The organism is Mesorhizobium sp. B2-4-15, from assembly GCF_006658505.1.
In the GTDB taxonomy this organism is placed as follows: Bacteria; Pseudomonadota; Alphaproteobacteria; order Rhizobiales; family Rhizobiaceae; genus Mesorhizobium.
The window spans coordinates 12,074-29,149 of the sequence record NZ_VFUZ01000004.1 but is presented as its reverse complement, the minus strand read 5'-3'; the positions used below and the strand labels follow the sequence as shown (position 1 = coordinate 29,149).

Here is a 17,076-nt window from a genome sequence, read left to right as displayed (position 1 = left end):
AAGGTTCGCACCAAAGATTTATTCAGTCAAATGGAATTCAAAAATAGGGCGCAACACCGGTGAATGCGTTTTCAGTATTTGATGGCTCGGCTCGCCGGATTGATCGCGGAGCGGGACAGGCTGTTCTGAATTCCTGGGCGGACGAACAGACCAGCGCCTCAGAGAAACTGCGCGACCTTCTTGCCAACGGTGAGAAAACGCAGGGGATCGATCGCCTCGCCATTGTGCCGGACCTCATAGTGCAGGTGCGGGCCGGTCGAGCGGCCGCTGCTGCCGGTCTTGCCGATGATGGCGCCGGCGTCCAGTCTCTGGCCCACGCTCACGTCGATTTCGCTCAGATGCCCGTAACGGGTCGCAAAGCCGTTGCCGTGATCGACTTCCACCATGCGGCCATAGCCGCCGTTCCAGCCGGCCTTGGTGACAATGCCCGGGGCAGTGACCCGCGCTGCCATGCCGATGGGCGCCCTGAAGTCCATGCCCGAATGCAGCGCGGCGGTGCCAAGGATGGGGTCGGTGCGCACGCCGAACGGGCTGGTGACGGAATGGCCGGGAGCGGGGTTGGCAAGCGGCAGCTGGCGCGCCTCCTTCTTGAGATGGTCGAGCGTATCCAGGGCTTCGTCCAGTTCCTTGACCTTGCTGTCGAACATCATCGAACTGTCGAGAGGGATCAACGGTCCCCCGACATCGGTTTCGTTCTTGCCGAAATCGCTGTCGACCGGCAGTCCGGCCGTCTGTAGCGCCTGTTGGATGGCATCGGCGTTCTTATAGGCATTGTCGGCCAGCGTGCTGATGCGGGTGAGTTGGTCATTCTCGATGGATTTCAGCGACTGGTTGATCGAGACGAACAGCTTGTCTGCGCGATCGGCGGCTGAATCGGGCAGCGGATCGGTGCGGGTCGACCACAGGGAGAATGGCCTGGTATCGGCGGCGCCAAGGTCGGCGCCCAGGCTGGCGACCGCATAATTGTGCGTGGGCTGGGTGAGGCTGCCGGTCACCTCGGTGCGCTTGTCAGGTTTGCCAGCCGTTGCCGGATCCTCGGCGGGCACCGCTCCGACGTCGTTCTCGGCGCGTTCGAGCAGCGGACCGAGACGGCCGTGACGCTGGCTGAGCTGCGTCTGGCGTTCAAGCAGTTCGCTGACCTTGGTCTCCATCAATTGCTGGTCGAGAAGCTGACGGCTGGTGATGCGGTCAACCTGCGCGCGAAGTGCCGAAATGCGGTCTTCGTAAGCCTGCTGCATGCGTGCCTGGCGTGCCGTGGTGGCTCCGATCAGGTCGTCGCGCAGCACGAGATAGGACGTGGCCAGGAGGTAGCCGATGGCGATGGCGGCCAGCGCGGAACCGATGAATGCCGCGAGCCAGGGCCGGATCGTGAAGTGCCTGATCTCATTGCCCCGGGCGATGATGACCGTGTGCGGTTCCTTGCGCCTGCCGAAGATTGCGGACTGACCGGTTGCGTTCACGGGACCAAGCTTTCGTCTACGACACCACGACAGCTGGATTACACATTATTAGGGTTAACAAAGGCTTGCCGGGGAGAATGAGTGGCAACGAATGCACGCCGCGCGGGCGGATGGTTGTATGAAGACCGCCAAGTTGAGGCCCCGGTGTAGCGAAATCCCTGGCGATCGGCACCAACGTGCTGGCAGGACAAGCGACTGTCGCTCGCGCGTTAGGGGTTAGTTTCTTAACTGTCTTCGATTGCTTTTAGTTGACGGTCTTCGAGTAAAAGCGTGCCGGGATTTGGGATTCATTATGGCGGTGGGAATGCTGAGCGACCTGGTTGGCAAGATCCTCGACAAGATTTCGGGCACTGGTCTGCTGGCGACGGGGCTTTTGCTGCTGACTGCCTTTGTCAGTGCGCTCGTGGCCTATTGGCGCACGGTCGAGAATAAGAGCTGGAAGGAGTTTTTCGAGTTCGTCATCCCGCACGAGGTCATCACCCATCCCTCGGCGAAGGCCGATCTGCTGTTCTGGGTGACGAAGAAGGCCCTGATGCCCTTCCTGATGCTGCCTGCCGGCATTGTCTTCGTCACCGCGGTTGGCTACGCGACCAATTGGCTGTTTTCGACACTCTTCCAGTTCCAGCCGCCGCTGGTCGAGGGGCCGGTGGGGCCGGTGACGGTGCTGATCTTCACCATCACCATGCTGCTTGCCTATGACGTTTCCTATTATCTCTATCACGTCGCCCAGCATCGCTATCCGCTGCTTTGGGAGTTGCACAAGGTGCATCACTCGGCCGAGGTGATGGTCGGGATCACCAAGGACCGGGTTCACCCGCTCGACGAGCTGATGAATCGGGCTTGGGACGGCCTCATCGTGGGAGTCTGCTTCGGCATCTGGTCGCTGATCTCGCTGAATCTTGTCGAACTGACCGTCTTTGGCGTGAATGTCTATGTCATGCGCAACATCCTGATGATGGATTTCGTCAGGCACACGCATTTCAAGATCTCGTTCGGCCCCCTCAACAATGTGATCCTGTGTCCTCATTGGCACCAGTTGCATCACAGCACCGATCCACGCCACTACGACAAGAATTTCGGCCTGCTGTTCTCGTTCTGGGACCGGCTGTTCGGAACATTGTGCGTGCCGAAGCCCGACGAGGACTTCAAGTTCGGACTGATCGACCGCGATGTGCGCGATTATCAGTCGCTCGCCGGCCTCTATGTCATGCCGCTGAAGCGGATGTGGAGGCATATCGCCAGGCGCATGCGTCCTGGAAAACCACGGACCTCACGATCATCGGAAGGGACACGGCCATGAACGCTCCACCTTTCGTGCTCGCCATCCCGCGGACACGCACCTTCGAAGTCGTAACATCGGCGGAGCGGCTGGCCGAGATCACGCCGGCCTGGAGCGCACTTTGGCGGCGCGTCGGCGGGCTGGTCTTCCAGCACCCAGAATGGATCGCGGCCTGGTGGCGCACGACCCCGCACCAGGAACTGCGCACGCTCAGGATCGGACTGGCCTGGAACGGCGACCGGCTCGATGGCGTGATTGCGCTCGCCACTTTCAAGCGCTCCGGCATCCGCATGCTCGAATGGGCGGCGAAGGATCACAGCGACTATGGCGACGCGCTGTTTGCTCCCGACAGCGACCCGCAGGCGCTCTCCCGGCTCTGGCAGTATGTTCTTGATCAGGGTGGCTTCGACCTGATCTATCTCAACCGTCTGCTGCCGGATGCCGGTGTTGGTGCTCTGCTGGACCCGGCCTCGCGCCATGGCAAGGCGCTGCGGCCCAACCACCGCAGTGAAATCAGCTACCGTGTCGCCGGTCCCTGGCAGGGTGGGGTGAAATGGTTCGAGACGCTGTCCAAGAAGGCCCGGCAGAACTACCGTCGTGGCCGCAAGTTCATGGAGGAAGGCGGCGAATTGTGTTTCCGCCTGCTGGATGCGGACGAGCCGCGCGAGCCTGTGCTCGCGCGGGTTGCGGCGCTGAAGCGCCTCTGGCTCGCCCGGCATGGCCGCGTCTCGGACCTGTTCGACGAGGGCTCGCCCGTTCTCGCCGCGCTTGTTTCCGTGCTGGCCGAGCTCGGGCTGTTGCGCATCTTCGTGCTGGAGCTTGACGGCACGATTATCGCCGTCTCCATCAATTTCGAGCAGCACGGCACGATGATGGCTTTCGTCACCACCTACGATCCCGAATACGAGCGCGCCTCGCCGGGTATGGTGCTGATGATGGACTATATCCAGTGGTCGCTCGACCGCGGCTTGGCCAAGATTGATTTTCTCTGCGGCGGCGAGGACTTCAAGCGCCGCTTCGCCACGCAATCAGTCACGCTATGGTCGATGATGGGCGCGCGCGGTCTGCGCGGCCATCTCGCCGCGCTGGCCGATCATGCGAACCATGTTGCGAAATCCTGGCGGGCGCGGCGGCAGCCGACGGCGGAAACACCCGACGAGTAAGGCCGGCTCGTGTGAACGTGGCATCGCCACGCTCAAAGGGCGCGAACCGCTTCCAGCACTTCCTCCGCGTGGCCCTTGACCCGGACCTTGCGCCAGATCCTGGCGATCCGGCCGTCGCGGCCGATCAGGAACGTCGCGCGCTCGACGCCCATGTATTTGCGGCCATACATCGATTTCTCGACCCACAGATGGTAGGCCTCTATCACCTTGCGCTCCTCATCGGCGGCGAGGTCGATGGTGAGGTTGTATTTGGACTTGAACTTGTCGTGCTTCCTGACGGGGTCGGGTGACAGGCCGATCACGACAGCACCTGCCTTTTCGAATTCCGGTTTCAGCTGCGAAAAGCTGATTGCTTCCTGCGTGCAGCTTGTCGTGTCGTCCTGCGGATAGAAGTAGAGAACCACCGGCTTGCCCGCCGATGCGGAAAGGCTGAGCGAGCCGCCCCCATCCCGCGGCAGGTCGAATTGCGGGGCAAGATCGCCCACGTCGAGGTCAGCCATACCGATGCCCTTGTTTGAGGTTACGCGCGAAGCCACACCGATATAGTGTCGACCGGGGATTCGTCCACGAGCGAATTTGTACAACGGAAGATTGCGTGGATCAGGAGCAACCGCAGCACGAAAAGATCAGGTTCCGGCGGGATGAAATCACCGACCTGAGGGCCATGCCGTCCGCGTGCCGCGTTCCGCCGCTCGGCCAGGCGTCGATCGGCCGCGGCTTCCGCATTCTTTCGCGCGTATTCGCCGGCTCGGTCGCGCTCATGTTGCTGGCCGCGGTGGCCGTTTACCTCATAGGCCTTTCCGGCATCGGGGCAGACAGGCTTCGGATCGAGGCGGAGAGCGCCATCGAGAGGCTGGCGGGCGTCGACGTCCATGTCGCGGTCGGGCCTGCTCGCATCACGCTCGACGGTTCAAGCTTCGTCGCTCTCCAGGTGAGCGACGTCAGCCTGAAGACCAGCGACGGCAACGCCATGGCCGACGCGGGGCGCGTGCGCTTCGGCGTTCGCCTTGTGCCGCTGCTATGGGGTGAGGTTCGGCTGACCAGTGCCAGGATCTCCGATGCGCGCATCGTCACGGCGGCCATGCCATCGGGGGGCGACTGGACGGCCGAGTTGCGCAATGGCGATGGGCTGATCGATCCGGAAAAACTGTCCGACGCGGTGTTCGGCAACATCGGCAATGCACTCGATGCGGTGCGCGAGGAGTCGATGCATCGCATCGATCTCCACAATGTCGAATTCGTCTTGCCCGAGGCTGGTACGATCAAGTCGATCAAAGTGGCCGACGCCACCGTCGCGCAGTCCGGGCCTGGCGGTATCGAGCTGTCGTCGCAGGTGGATCTGGACGGCAAGGCGGTGACCATCGCCGCATCCGCGGCACGCGATACGATGACCAGGCGCGTGACGGCACTGGATGCCACGATCGGGATTGCCAGCGACGGCAGCGAAACCGCGGTGGCGGGCGGTGGCAAGCTGGGTGCGCTCACTGTGAAGCTCAAGGGAGCGCAAGGGGCGGGCGACACCGCCTCGCGGCTGACGGCGACCATGTCGTCCACCGGCTCGGTGCTCGATCTGGGCCCGCGCGGGCTGCTGCCGGCCGATGTCGATGTCGATGCTACGCTTGTCTACGGCAGCAACAAGATTCAGGTCGACAGGCTGTTGCTCAAGACGGGTCGCTCGAGCTTCGATTTCGCTGGCTCGATCGGGCCCAAGCCCTCGACTGGCGCCGCAGGCGAGGAGCCTGCCTACCGCTACGACCTGACCAGTGACGGCTCTACACTGGCGCCTTCGGAATCACCCGAGCCCGCACTGACCTTCCTCGCCCGCATCGCCGGCGTCTATCAGACCAAAAGCCACAAATTGGTGGCCGAACAGATCGCCGTCCGGTCCGCCGCTTCCAGCGAGGTGCTTGGCACCGCGGCCGTGGAATTCGTCGACGGCAAGGCTCCCGGGATCAATCTGGCGCTCAACGTCCACGATATGCCGGTCTCTCACGTCAAACAGCTTTGGCCGTGGTTTTCGGCGCGCAATGCGCGGCTCTGGGTGCTGGACAATCTGTTCGGCGGCCGCGTCGTCGATGCCAACCTCCAGTTCCAGGTCGTGCCGGATCGCCTGGGCAACGGCGTGCCGCTTTCGGCGGACGAGGTGTTCGGCCGCTTCCAGATCGAAGGGTCGCGCTTCGACACGGCCGGCCGCATTCCGCCGATACGCGATGCGGTGGGCGTCGTCGGCTTCCACGGCAATGATGTCGATATCTCGCTCTCCTCAGGCACCGTCTTCATGCCCAGCGGCCGCACCGTGGCGGCGAGCAACGGCACGCTCACGATCAAGGCGGCGAACCGGCCGCCGGTCATCGGCGCGCTCGACATCGACGTTGCCGGCGATGCATCCGCCGTCGCCGAACTTGCCTCCTACGAACCGATCAATGCCATGCGCCATGTCGGCCTGCTGCCCGAAGACCTCTCCGGCGGCGTCACCGGCCATGTCAGGGCCGACATCCCGTTGCAATCCGGCGTCGATACCTCGAAGCTCGATTGGCTGGTGTCGCTCGACTACACCGGCCTGTCTCTGGCCAAGCCGTTCGAGGGGCAGACCGTGACGGCTGCCGACGGCTCGATCACGGTCGACCCGGAAAAGGCTGTCATTTCCGCCAAGGCATCGCTGAACGGCATTCCGGCCGAACTCGACCTCATCGAGCCGCTGGCGGATGACGGACCGGCGCGCAGCCGCAAGGTGGCCCTGGTGCTCGACGACAAGATCCGTGCCGCCGCCATGCCCGGCCTGACGCCACTGCTCGGCGGAACGGTGAAGGTCGCGATCGACAAGAGCGGCAGCGGCAACCAGAACGTCTCGGCCGACCTGACCAATGCCAGGCTGGACATTCCCTGGGCCGGCTGGAGCAAGGGGACAGGGGTTCCCGCCAGCGTCACCTTTGTCATGACCAAATCCGGCGACACCACGACGCTGTCCGACTTCAAACTCAACGGCAAGACATTTTCCATCGACGGCGGCATCGTGTTGGTCAACGGCGCCCTGTCGTCGGCAAAATTCAGCAAGGTCACCTTGAACAGGGGCGACGATGTCGCGGTTTCGGTGAAGCGATCGGGCAAGGGCTATGCGGTCAACATCAGCGGCAACGCCCTGGACGCCCGCTCGCTGATCAAGCAGTTCACCTCGGATGTGGATACGGCCACCAAGACCACTGGAGCTGACGCCATTTCGGTCAGCGCCGATGTCGATCTACTCACCGGGTTTCACGACGAGCGATTGTCCAACCTGAAGCTCGACTACAGCGTGGCCGGTTCGAGGGTGAACGGCCTCAAGGTCAGCGCCACGGCCAGTTCAGGTGCCGCCATAGCGGTCAGCAACACGACTGGCGACGGCCGGCGCACGCTCAACGTGCAATCGGCGGACGCCGGCGCGATCCTCAGGTTCCTCAACATCTACGAGCATATGGAAGGTGGCTCGATCACGCTGGCGCTGACGGGGGCCAGCGACGGACCGATGAAGGGCAAGGTCGACACCACCAACTTCTTCGTCGTCAACGAACCGAAACTGGCCTCCATCGTCTCGACTACGCCGGCAGGCGACAGCCGCAGCCTTAACCAGGCGGTCAAGGGCTCTCTCGACACCTCGCGCGTCAAGTTCGAGCGCGGTTACGCCGAGATCGAGAAAGGCAGCGGCTATCTGAAGCTCGCCAACGGCGTGCTGCGCGGTCCGCGTATCGGCACGACGTTCCAGGGCATCCTCTATGATCAGAACAACAATATGGACATGACCGGCACCTTCATGCCGGTCTATGGCCTCAACCGCATCTTCGGCGAACTGCCCATCGTCGGCGCGCTTCTGGGCAACGGCCGCGACCGCGGCCTGATCGGCGTCACCTACCGGCTGAGGGGCAACGCCAACAAGCCGGTGCTCGACGTCAATCCGTTGTCGGTGATCGCGCCGGGCATATTCAGGTCAATCTTCGAATATCGGTGAGGGGCCTCAGGCCGGCCGCACCAGGACGTGTTTTTTCCTGCCCAGTGACAGCTTTACCACGTTTTCCGGACTCAAATCCTGAAGCGTGACCATGCGGCGATCATCGCTGACCGGCTGATCGTTCAGGCGGACGGCGCCACCCTGGATGTGCCGCCGCGCCTCGCCATTGGACGAGGCCAAACCAGCCGTGACCAGCAGCGACAGGATGCCGACGCCGGCCTCCAGAGCGGCCTTGTCGGTCTCTACGGTCGGTAATGTCTCGGCGAGCGAGCCTTCCTCGAACGTCTTGCGCGCTGTCTCTCCGGCTTGTTCCGCGGCTGCGCGACCGTGCAGCAAAGCGGTGATTTCGGTGGCGAGGATTTTCTTTGCCTCATTGATCTCGGATCCACTGAGCCGCTCGAGCCGCGCGACCTCGTCCAATGGCAATGTCGTGTAGAGTTTCAGGAAACGGGCAACGTCGGCATCCTCGGTGTTGCGCCAGTACTGCCAGAACTCGTAGGCGCTCAGCATTTCCGCGTCGAGCCAGACCGCGCCCGAGGCCGACTTGCCCATCTTGGCGCCGGACGAGGTCGTCAGCAGCGGCGTCGTCAGCGCGTAAAGCTGCGCATCCTCCATGCGGCGGCCGAGATCGATGCCGTTGATGATATTGCCCCACTGATCGGAGCCGCCCATCTGCAGGCGGCAGCCGAGATGCTTGTAGAGCTCGACGAAATCATAGGCCTGCAGGATCATGTAATTGAATTCGAGGAACGACAGCGACTGCTCGCGATCGAGCCGGAGCTTGACGGAATCGAAAGCGAGCATGCGGTTGACCGAAAAGTGCCGGCCGACGTCGCGCAGGAAATTGACATAGTTGATCTCCATCAGCCAGTCGGCGTTGTTGATCATCACAGCGTCGTTGGGACCACTGCCGAATTTCAGGTATGGCATGAAGTTGCGGCGGATACCGGCCAGGTTGTCGTCGATGTCCTGCGGCGTCAAAAGTTTGCGCGCCTCGTCCTTGAAGGACGGATCGCCGATCATCGAGGTGCCGCCACCCATCAGCGCGATCGGCCGATGACCAGTCTTCTGCAACCAGTGCAGCATCATGATCTGGATGAGTGAGCCAGCATGCAAGCTCTTGGCGGTTGCATCGAAACCAATATAGGCAGTTACCGTCTCCGTGGCGAAAAGCTGGTCGAGACCGGCATCATCCGAGGTCTGATGGATAAAGCCGCGCTCGCTCATCGTGCGCAGGAAGTCGGATTTGAAGGCGGACATTTTTTCTTTCCCGAGAGCGTCGGCGCAATCCGGCGCGGACATATGAACGCGCGCGTTTAGCATCCAAGCGCGATCAGCAAAAGTGGAATCCGGTTTTGCGTCAGATCGCGCGCCAAACAGAAAGTTGCGATCAGCAAAAGTGGAATCCGGTTTTGCGTCAGATCGCCCTTGTGGCCACCTCGGCAATCATCCCTTGTTGAAACGGCAGGGCGCTCCCTCCGGCACGAATGCTTGCTTCATCGTTTCGGCTGGCGTAATGAGGCGCCGCGCCACAAGGTTCCTGCAACCCCACGACCTCCAACGGCACCGCATGGCATCCATCGAATGCCATACCCGACGACAGAGCCCCACGCGACATGCCGGACGCATTGATATCCATCGTCATTCCTTGCAGGAACGAGGCGGCAAACCTGCCGCTGCTGATCGACGAGATCGAGACGGCGATGACCGGGCGTGATTTCGAACTGATCATCGTCAATGACGGTTCGACCGACGAGACCGCCGCGGTGCTTGCCGAGCAGGCGGCACGTCGCCCATTCCCGGTACGAGAGTTGCGGCACCCGAAATCCGCCGGCCAGAGCCTCTCGGTGCGTTCGGGCGCCTGGGCGGCGCGCGGCGGCATCGTCGCCACGATCGACGGCGACGGTCAGAACGATCCGCAATACATTCCGGTGCTGGTCGACGCCCTGCTGCAGGCTGGCCCCGATTTCGGCGCCGCGCAGGGACAGCGCCTCAAGCGCCGCGACAGCAAGGTCAAGCAACTGGCATCGCGTTTCGCCAACTGGCTGAGAAGCGCCATCCTGCACGATGAGACGCGCGACACCGGCTGCGGCCTGAAAGCGGTTCATACCGATATCTTGCGCAAACTGCCGTTCTTCGACGGCACCCATCGCTTCGTTCCGGCTTTGGTAATCCAGGAGGGGTATCGCGTCGTGCATTGCGACGTCGTCGACCGCTCGCGCCGGCACGGGAAATCGAACTACGGCATTTTCGACCGCGGCCTGCAGGGCGTGCTCGATCTTGGCGGCGTCTGGTGGTTGCGCCGCAGGCGTCGCAGAATGCCAAAAGTAGAGGAAATCAGGCGTGGTTAACGTGTTACAGGAACTGGTAACCTGGCTTCACCAGGTTTTCATCAAGCAATTCGACGCCTGGGTTCTGCTCGGTTTCATCGCCCAGTTCTTCTTCACCATGCGCTTCGTCGTGCAGTGGCTCGCCTCGGAAAAGGCCAAGCGCAGCGTCGTGCCGGTGGCGTTCTGGTTCTTCTCCCTGTTCGGCGGCGGCCTGCTTCTGATCTACGCCATCCAGCGCCAGGATCCGGTGTTCATCGCCGGCCAGGCCATGGGCATGTTCATCTACGTCAGAAATCTCTGGCTGATCGCCAACGAGCGCAAGGCGGCGATGACCAAGGTCGATTGAACGGCCCGTCACTTGGAAAAATGATTAGAGAGGCTGATGCATGGCGCTGAACAGGAACTACATTCTTCTCTTCCTGTTCAGTCTGGTGATGACGGTTTCGGGGCTGGCATCGATGCCGCCGCTCGACCGCGACGAGCCGCGCTTCGTCCAGGCCACCAAGCAGATGGTCGAGAGCGGCGACTATGTCGATATCCGCTTCCAGGACGCTTCGCGCTACCAGAAGCCGATCGGTATATACTGGCTGCAATCGGCGGCCGTGGCACTCAGCGGGCAGGGCGCCGAGGCGCCGATCTGGATCTACCGCACGGTCTCCGCGCTTGGCATCGCCATTGCCGTGCTGGCGATTGCATGGACAGGGACCAATCTGTTTGGAGCCAGTGCCGGTATTGCCGCCGGCCTGGTGATGGCCGCGATCTTCGCCACCGCTTTCGAAGGCCGCGACGCCAAGACCGATGCGATGCTGCTGGCCTGCTGCGTGGCCGCACAAGGCGCGCTGGCGCAGATCTATCTGGCATCGCGCCGCAAAGAGCCGGTCGCCGGTCATCTCTGGTGGATCTTCTGGATCGCTCAAGGGGCGGCGATCCTGATCAAGGGCCCGATCGCGCCGCTGCTGTCGGCGCTGACCATCGCGGTGCTGTTCGCCTTCGAGCGTGACGGGCGCTGGCTGTCGAAGCTCAGGGTCGGGCGCGGCCTGCTGCTCGTCGTGCTGATCGCGCTGCCGTGGCTCGCCGCGATCACCTGGAAGAGCCACGGCGCCTTCCTGCAGCAGGCGGTCGGCAAGGATATGCTCGGCAAGGTCGCGTCGGGCGAGGAATCGCACGGCCTGCCGCCCGGCTTCTACATGCTGACCTATTCGCTGTTCATGTGGCCGTTCGGCCTGATCGCGGTCGGCGCCGGGCTGCAGGCCCTCAACCGCCTGCGCGATGATCCCAGGCTGCGCTTCTGCCTTGCCTGGTATATTCCATTCTGGCTGGTGTTCGAACTGATCCCGACGAAGCTGCCGCACTACGTGCTGCCGGCCTATCCCGGCATGGCGCTGCTGATCGGCTGGCTAGTGACCTTGCAGCCGCAGGACGCCAATGCGCCGCTCAGGCGCTGGCAGCAATGGCTGTGGTGGTCGACCGCGTTTGGTCTGGTGGTGGTCAGCCTCGGCCTTGCCGCGGTCTGCATCGGAGCGCCGATCTATCTCACCCACACTTTCTCCTGGTGGAGTATCCCGGCGGCCGCGGCCGCGCTCGGCACCGGCTATCTTGCGTTTTCCCGGCAGTTGCAGATGCCGCTGCCCCGCATTGGCGCCGTCGCGGCTTGTGCCGGCATCACCTATGCCTTGCTGTTCGGGGTCATCGCGCCGTCGCTGAAGCCGATATGGCTGAGCCCGGCGATCAAGGAAGCCGTGCGTGCCAACAGGCCTTGCGACACGACTGTACTGGCCTCGTCGCGCTATCAGGAGCCGAGCCTGGTGTTCCTGGTCGGCACGAAAACGGTGCTGACGGATGTCGGTGGTGTTGCGGAACATCTGCTTGCCGACCCTGCCTGCGCGCTGGGGCTGGCGCCGATCGGCGACGAGCAGAAACTCAATGGCATGCTGTCGGTGCGAGGCAAATCGGTGAACCGTGTCGCCGAGATCGACGGCCTCAACTATTCGTCGGGAGACAAACTGTCGCTCGGCCTTTACCGTGTCGCGCAATGACTTCGATGATGGTGTCGAGTTCCCAATGCTCGTGAAATCGCGCCCACCCGTTTCTGGCAAGCTCCTGAGGGTGGGGCGGCGGTCGGTCGACAATTTTCGCGACACGATGCGCATCGCGAAAGGCCGCTTTGCCGCCCGGCCTGCCCGATACCCTGATATGGTGTGGCCGGTTTGGGCAATTGTTTGGGTCTTGCTGACGGCTGCGGCGTTCGTTCGGCTCGACACGCCGGCAGGGCAGATTCATGGCCAGTGGTCGCCCGGCGTCGGTAGGCTTGCAGAATTCCTGACGCAGTTCGCGCTCGGTGGCTGGTACCTGATCCCGTCGGCGCTCCTGCTTGTCGCAGCCAACCTGACCGATTGGCGCAGCCTTTCGCGGCGGCGGTTGATGCTTGTTTACAACTGGACCTGCCTGGCGTTTCTCGTGCTCGCCTCGGTCGGCCTGTCCGGTCTGCTGGTGAATATGCTCAAATACGCGATCGGCCGCGCCCGTCCGCTCTATTTCGAGGATTTCGGTGTTCTTGCGCTGCATCCTTTTGCCTTCGACGCCCGCTTCGCCGGATTTCCCTCCGGCCACGCCACGACAATGGGCGCCGTGTTCGGCATCCTGCTGCTCTTGTTTCCGCGGCGCTGGTACATCGCCTTGGCGGTGACGGCCTGCGTCGCCTCGACCAGGGTCTTCGTCGGTGCGCACTATCCGAGCGACACGGTGGCCGGCTTCGGCCTCGGCTGCGCCTTCGCGCTTGTCTGCGGGTTGGTTTTTGCCCGCCTCGGCTTCATCTTCCGGCCGGCCGCGACGGGCCTGCCGGTCCGCAAACCGTCATTCCGGCTGATTGCCCCGGAAAGATAGGCGGCGCCGGGCGCGTGGATGAGCGAAAAGGCTTGCCCAATGTGGCCGGCACGCCCGCAAAGCAGATACCGGCGAGGCGGACATTGTCCGCCTGCCCATGGCATGAATACGCGTGACCTGATGTCCTAGCGCAGCCGCTTCGGCCGTGGATCCGACAGCTCGCCGGCGAGCCGCCGATCGAGATAGTCGGCACATTCCTCGATCAAAAGGTCGGCGTCATTGGCGAAGAAATGGTTGGCGCCGGGCAAGGTCTTCTGCGTGATGGTGATGCCCTTTTGCGTGTGCAGCTTATCGACCAGGCCTTGCACATCCTTGGGCGGCGCCACCTTGTCGGCATCGCCATGGATGATCAGGCCGGATGACGGGCAGGGCGCCAGGAACGAGAAATCATAGGTGTTGGGCTGCGGCGCGATCGAGATGAAGCCTTCGATCTCGGGCCGGCGCATCAGGAGCTGCATGCCGATCCACGAACCGAACGAATAACCGGCGACCCAGCAGCTCTTGGAATCCGGATGCAGCGACTGCACCCAGTCGAGAGCGGCGGCCGCGTCCGACAATTCGCCGGTGCCGTGATCAAATTCGCCCTGGCTGCGGCCGATGCCGCGGAAATTGAAGCGCAGCGTGGTGAAGTCACGCTTCTGGAACATGTAGAAGAGGTCGTAGACGATCTTGTTGTTCATCGTGCCGCCGAACTGCGGGTGCGGATGCAGGACGATGGCGATCGGCGCGCTCTTTTCCTTGGAGGGCTGGTAGCGTCCCTCCAGGCGGCCGGCCGGACCGGTGAAAATGACCTCAGGCATAAAATACTCCACTTGGTATACGAATGCGCGGCGCCCGGAACGTGTCTTCCTCTGGCCTTGACGCAGGGCGAGCGTCTTCTTAGAAGCTAGTTTAGAACTATTCAAAACTGGGTGGCCAGACGTCGAGCCTGGCTACCCGCGCCGCAAGCCGCGTAAATAGGACGGCTCGCCTTGGAATTTCAAGGAAATAACGCCATACGACAGCGGAATGGCTTCTGAAGGGACCGACTGGACGAAAATGGCCGCAAAACGCGCCTATCTCGACTACAATGCCAGCGCTCCGCTGCTCGCGGCGGCACGCGAGGCTATGGTCGCGGCGCTTGACCTGTCCGCCAATCCCTCCTCGGTCCACGCCGAAGGGCGCGCCGCGCGGCGCCTGGTCGAGACTGCGAGGCGTGAGGTTGCGGCGCTGGTGAATGCCAGGCCCGAGCATGTTGTGTTCACCTCCGGCGCGACCGAAGCGGCCTCGACGCTGCTGACCCCCGACTGGCAGATGGGGCGTGGCAGCGTTCGCATGAGCCGGCTTTACGTATCGGCGGCCGACCACCCCTGCCTGTTGAATGGCGGGCGCTTCCCGGCAGCGCAGGTGACGCGCATCGGCGTCGATGCCAATGGCATAGCCGATCTTGAAGCCCTGGCCGCCGCGCTTGGCGGTCATGACAAGGCGGATGGCCTGCCGCTGGTGGCGATCCATGCCGCCAACAACGAGACCGGCGTCATCCAACCGATCGATCGGATCGCCGGGATTGTCAAGGCGGCGGGCGGTATTCTCGCCGTCGACGCCGTTCAGGCCGCGGGCCGCGTTTCGATCGATCTGCCAGCGGGTTACGCCGATTATCTTATTCTGTCCTCGCACAAGATCGGTGGCCCCAAGGGCGTCGGCGCCATTGTCGCCGCCGCCGATCTGATGATGCCCAAGCCTCTGATCAACGGTGGTGGCCAGGAAAAGGGCCATCGCGGCGGAACGGAAAACCTCGCCGCCATCGCCGGTTTTGGCGCGGCCGCGCGTGAGGCTCTGGCCGGATTGCAGGCTATGGATGCGGTGCGGCAGCGCCGTGACGAGATCGAAGCCATCGTGAAAACGCTGGCGCCGGACGTGGAAATCTTTGGAACCGGCGCGCCAAGGCTTGCCAACACGACATTCTTCGCTATTGCGAACGTCAAGGCGGAAACCGCGCAGATTGCGTTCGATCTGGCCGGTGTGGCGCTGTCGGCCGGCTCCGCCTGCTCGTCGGGCAAGGTCGGGCCGAGCCATGTGCTGAAGGCGATGGGCTACGGCGACAGTCTCGGCGCCTTGCGCGTGTCGATCGGTTCGGCGACGGGCGCCGAGGACATCGAACTGTTCCGCGCCGCGCTGGCGGGGATCGCCGCGCGCCAAACCGCCAGAGACAAGGCGGATAGAGGCAAAGCCGCGTAGCGGTTGGGAGCATCGGACCGAAAAGCGCGTAGCGGTTTTCGGGAGAATCCGATGTTTGGGTAACGTATTCGGGCCTTCGGGCCTGGTAGAGCCGTGCGTTTCATGCTGGCCGGGTGAATTTCCGGTCGAAGCGCACTATATGAAACTTACGCTGCCGCGAATGCCCTTTTGGTGTCCATTTCGGCGGTGCCATAGTTTGAAAACTGTCGGGCCTTGACCCCGGCGTGGATGGAGAACGCTTATGCCTGCTGTGCAGGAGACGATCGATCGAGTCCGCAAGATCGATGTCGACCAGTATAAATATGGATTCCAGACCGATATCGCTGTCGACAAGGCCCCCAAGGGCCTGAGCGAAGACATTATCCGTTTCATTTCGGCCAAGAAGGACGAACCGTCCTGGATGCTGGAATGGCGGCTGGAAGCCTATCGCCGCTGGCTGACGCTCGAGGAGCCGACCTGGGCGCGCGTCAACTATCCCAAGATCGATTTCCAGGACATCTATTATTATGCGGCGCCCAAGAGCACGCCCGGCCCGAAGTCGCTGAGCGATGTCGATCCCGAACTGCTGAAGGTCTACGAGAAGCTCGGCATTCCGCTGAGGGAGCAGGAAATCCTGGCCGGTGTCCAGAAGACCGATGCTTCCGAACTCGAGGAAGTCAGCGACAATGTCTACAAGTCGGGCCGCGTCGCGGTCGACGCGGTGTTCGATTCCGTGTCGGTCGTCACCACCTTCAAGAAGGAACTGGCGCAGGCCGGCGTCATCTTCTGCTCGATCTCGGAAGCGATCCGCGAGCATCCCGAACTGGTGCAGAAATATCTGGGCTCGGTGGTGCCGACGTCAGACAATTTCTACGCCACGCTGAATTCGGCTGTCTTTACCGACGGCTCGTTCGTCTTCGTGCCCAAGGGTGTGCGCTGCCCGATGGAGCTGTCGACCTATTTCCGTATGAACGAGAAGAACACCGGCCAGTTCGAGCGCACGCTGATCATCGCCGAGGAGGGGGCCTACGTCTCCTACCTCGAAGGCTGCACGGCGCCGCAGCGCGACGAGAACCAGCTTCACGCCGCTGTCGTCGAACTGGTGGCGCTCGACGATGCCGAGATCAAATATTCGACCGTGCAGAACTGGTACCCCGGCGATGCCGAGGGCAAGGGCGGCATCTACAACTTCGTCACCAAGCGCGGCGACTGCCGTGGCGACCGTTCGAAGATCTCGTGGACGCAGGTCGAAACCGGCTCGGCCATCACGTGGAAGTATCCGAGCTGCATCCTGCGCGGCGACGATTCCTCCGGCGAGTTCTATTCCATCGCCGTGTCGAACGGCTATCAGCAGGTCGATAGCGGCACCAAGATGATTCATCTCGGCAAGAACACATCGAGCCGCATCATCTCCAAGGGTATTGCCGCCGGCTTTTCGCAGAACACCTATCGCGGCCAGGTCTCGGCGCACCGCAAGGCGACCAACGCACGCAACTTCACCAACTGCGACTCGCTCCTGATCGGCGACCAATGCGGCGCCCACACCGTACCCTACATGGAAGCCAAGAACTCGACGGCGCAGTTCGAGCACGAGGCGACGACCTCGAAGATTTCCGAGGACCAGAAGTTCTACGTCATGCAGCGCGGCATTCCGGAAGAGGAAGCCATCGCTCTGATCGTCAACGGCTTCGTCAAGGATGTCATCCAGCAGCTGCCGATGGAGTTCGCGGTCGAGGCGCAGAAGCTGATCGGCATCTCGCTTGAGGGAAGCGTGGGCTGACTA

Annotated in this window: 13 protein-coding genes; 9 read left to right on the top strand and 4 right to left on the bottom strand. The window is 62.6% G+C overall.

The window, feature by feature from the left end; translation table 11 throughout:
• Positions 1 to 158: 158 nt before the first annotated feature.
• On the bottom strand, positions 159 to 1,460 hold the full coding sequence (locus FJ930_RS06185) for a M23 family metallopeptidase (protein ID WP_141836003.1): 1,302 nt from the start codon (positions 1,458 to 1,460) through the stop codon (positions 159 to 161).
• 304 nt (positions 1,461 to 1,764) lie between these two features.
• On the opposite strand from FJ930_RS06185, the gene FJ930_RS06180 reads away from it, so the two are divergent.
• Positions 1,765 to 2,760: a sterol desaturase family protein gene (locus FJ930_RS06180; protein WP_181763292.1), complete on the top strand. Its 996-nt coding sequence runs from the start codon at positions 1,765 to 1,767 to the stop codon at positions 2,758 to 2,760.
• Positions 2,757 to 3,902: a GNAT family N-acetyltransferase gene (locus FJ930_RS06175; protein WP_141835999.1), complete on the top strand. Its 1,146-nt coding sequence runs from the start codon at positions 2,757 to 2,759 to the stop codon at positions 3,900 to 3,902. The genes FJ930_RS06180 and FJ930_RS06175 overlap by 4 nt, the downstream gene beginning before the upstream one ends.
• Before the next feature lie 32 nt (positions 3,903 to 3,934).
• Here the strand turns inward: FJ930_RS06175 and FJ930_RS06170 are convergent, their stop codons facing one another.
• Positions 3,935 to 4,402, bottom strand: a complete 468-nt coding sequence (locus FJ930_RS06170; protein WP_140738818.1) for a peroxiredoxin — start codon at positions 4,400 to 4,402, stop codon at positions 3,935 to 3,937.
• A 95-nt stretch (positions 4,403 to 4,497) separates the two neighbouring features.
• On the opposite strand from FJ930_RS06170, the gene FJ930_RS06165 reads away from it, so the two are divergent.
• Positions 4,498 to 7,884 (top strand): DUF3971 domain-containing protein, encoded by a 3,387-nt coding sequence (locus FJ930_RS06165; protein ID WP_141835996.1) that lies wholly within the window; start codon positions 4,498 to 4,500, stop codon positions 7,882 to 7,884.
• A 6-nt stretch (positions 7,885 to 7,890) separates the two neighbouring features.
• Here the strand turns inward: FJ930_RS06165 and tyrS are convergent, their stop codons facing one another.
• Positions 7,891 to 9,144: a tyrosine--tRNA ligase gene (tyrS, locus tag FJ930_RS06160; RefSeq protein WP_141835993.1), complete on the bottom strand. Its 1,254-nt coding sequence runs from the start codon at positions 9,142 to 9,144 to the stop codon at positions 7,891 to 7,893.
• 356 nt (positions 9,145 to 9,500) lie between these two features.
• On the opposite strand from tyrS, the gene FJ930_RS06155 reads away from it, so the two are divergent.
• From FJ930_RS06155 to FJ930_RS06140, 4 genes are all read left to right on the top strand, one after another.
• Entirely contained in the window at positions 9,501 to 10,235 is a 735-nt protein-coding gene (locus FJ930_RS06155) for a glycosyltransferase family 2 protein (protein ID WP_141835991.1), read from the top strand.
• Entirely contained in the window at positions 10,228 to 10,560 is a 333-nt protein-coding gene (locus tag FJ930_RS06150) for a lipid-A-disaccharide synthase N-terminal domain-containing protein (RefSeq protein ID WP_140609439.1), read from the top strand. Before FJ930_RS06155 ends, FJ930_RS06150 begins: the two co-directional genes overlap by 8 nt.
• Before the next feature lie 40 nt (positions 10,561 to 10,600).
• The gene (locus FJ930_RS06145; protein ID WP_181763291.1) at positions 10,601 to 12,250 is read left to right on the top strand and encodes a glycosyltransferase family 39 protein; all 1,650 of its coding nucleotides are present in this window, start codon (positions 10,601 to 10,603) and stop codon (positions 12,248 to 12,250) included.
• A 190-nt stretch (positions 12,251 to 12,440) separates the two neighbouring features.
• Positions 12,441 to 13,097: a phosphatase PAP2 family protein gene (locus FJ930_RS06140; RefSeq protein ID WP_246676817.1), complete on the top strand. Its 657-nt coding sequence runs from the start codon at positions 12,441 to 12,443 to the stop codon at positions 13,095 to 13,097.
• Between the two features lie 125 nt (positions 13,098 to 13,222).
• Here the strand turns inward: FJ930_RS06140 and FJ930_RS06135 are convergent, their stop codons facing one another.
• Positions 13,223 to 13,897, bottom strand: coding sequence for an alpha/beta hydrolase (locus FJ930_RS06135; RefSeq protein WP_027042409.1), 675 nt, complete (start codon positions 13,895 to 13,897; stop codon positions 13,223 to 13,225).
• A 238-nt stretch (positions 13,898 to 14,135) separates the two neighbouring features.
• Between FJ930_RS06135 and FJ930_RS06130 the strand changes: the two genes are divergently transcribed.
• Positions 14,136 to 15,314 carry a cysteine desulfurase family protein gene (locus FJ930_RS06130; protein WP_141836503.1) on the top strand — a complete coding sequence of 393 codons (1,179 nt, stop codon included), beginning with the start codon at positions 14,136 to 14,138 and terminating at the stop codon, positions 15,312 to 15,314.
• A gap of 241 nt (positions 15,315 to 15,555) precedes the next feature.
• The gene (sufB, locus tag FJ930_RS06125; RefSeq protein WP_141835985.1) at positions 15,556 to 17,073 is read left to right on the top strand and encodes a Fe-S cluster assembly protein SufB; all 1,518 of its coding nucleotides are present in this window, start codon (positions 15,556 to 15,558) and stop codon (positions 17,071 to 17,073) included.
• The last annotated feature ends 3 nt before the right edge of the window (positions 17,074 to 17,076 follow it).

Bases quoted from the DNA above. Each gene is read 5' to 3' on its own strand.
- FJ930_RS06180 (WP_181763292.1), top strand. From the start codon at position 1,765: ATGCTGAGCGACCTGGTTGGCAAGATCCTCGACAAGATTTCGGGCACT.
- FJ930_RS06170 (WP_140738818.1), bottom strand. From the start codon at position 4,402: ATGGCTGACCTCGACGTGGGCGATCTTGCCCCGCAATTCGACCTGCCG.
- FJ930_RS06135 (WP_027042409.1), bottom strand. From the start codon at position 13,897: ATGCCTGAGGTCATTTTCACCGGTCCGGCCGGCCGCCTGGAGGGACGC.
- FJ930_RS06175 (WP_141835999.1), top strand. From the start codon at position 2,757: ATGAACGCTCCACCTTTCGTGCTCGCCATCCCGCGGACACGCACCTTC.
- FJ930_RS06145 (WP_181763291.1), top strand. From the start codon at position 10,601: ATGGCGCTGAACAGGAACTACATTCTTCTCTTCCTGTTCAGTCTGGTG.
- tyrS (WP_141835993.1), bottom strand. From the start codon at position 9,144: ATGTCCGCCTTCAAATCCGACTTCCTGCGCACGATGAGCGAGCGCGGC.
- sufB (WP_141835985.1), top strand. From the start codon at position 15,556: ATGCCTGCTGTGCAGGAGACGATCGATCGAGTCCGCAAGATCGATGTC.
- FJ930_RS06155 (WP_141835991.1), top strand. From the start codon at position 9,501: ATGCCGGACGCATTGATATCCATCGTCATTCCTTGCAGGAACGAGGCG.
- FJ930_RS06130 (WP_141836503.1), top strand. From the start codon at position 14,136: ATGGCCGCAAAACGCGCCTATCTCGACTACAATGCCAGCGCTCCGCTG.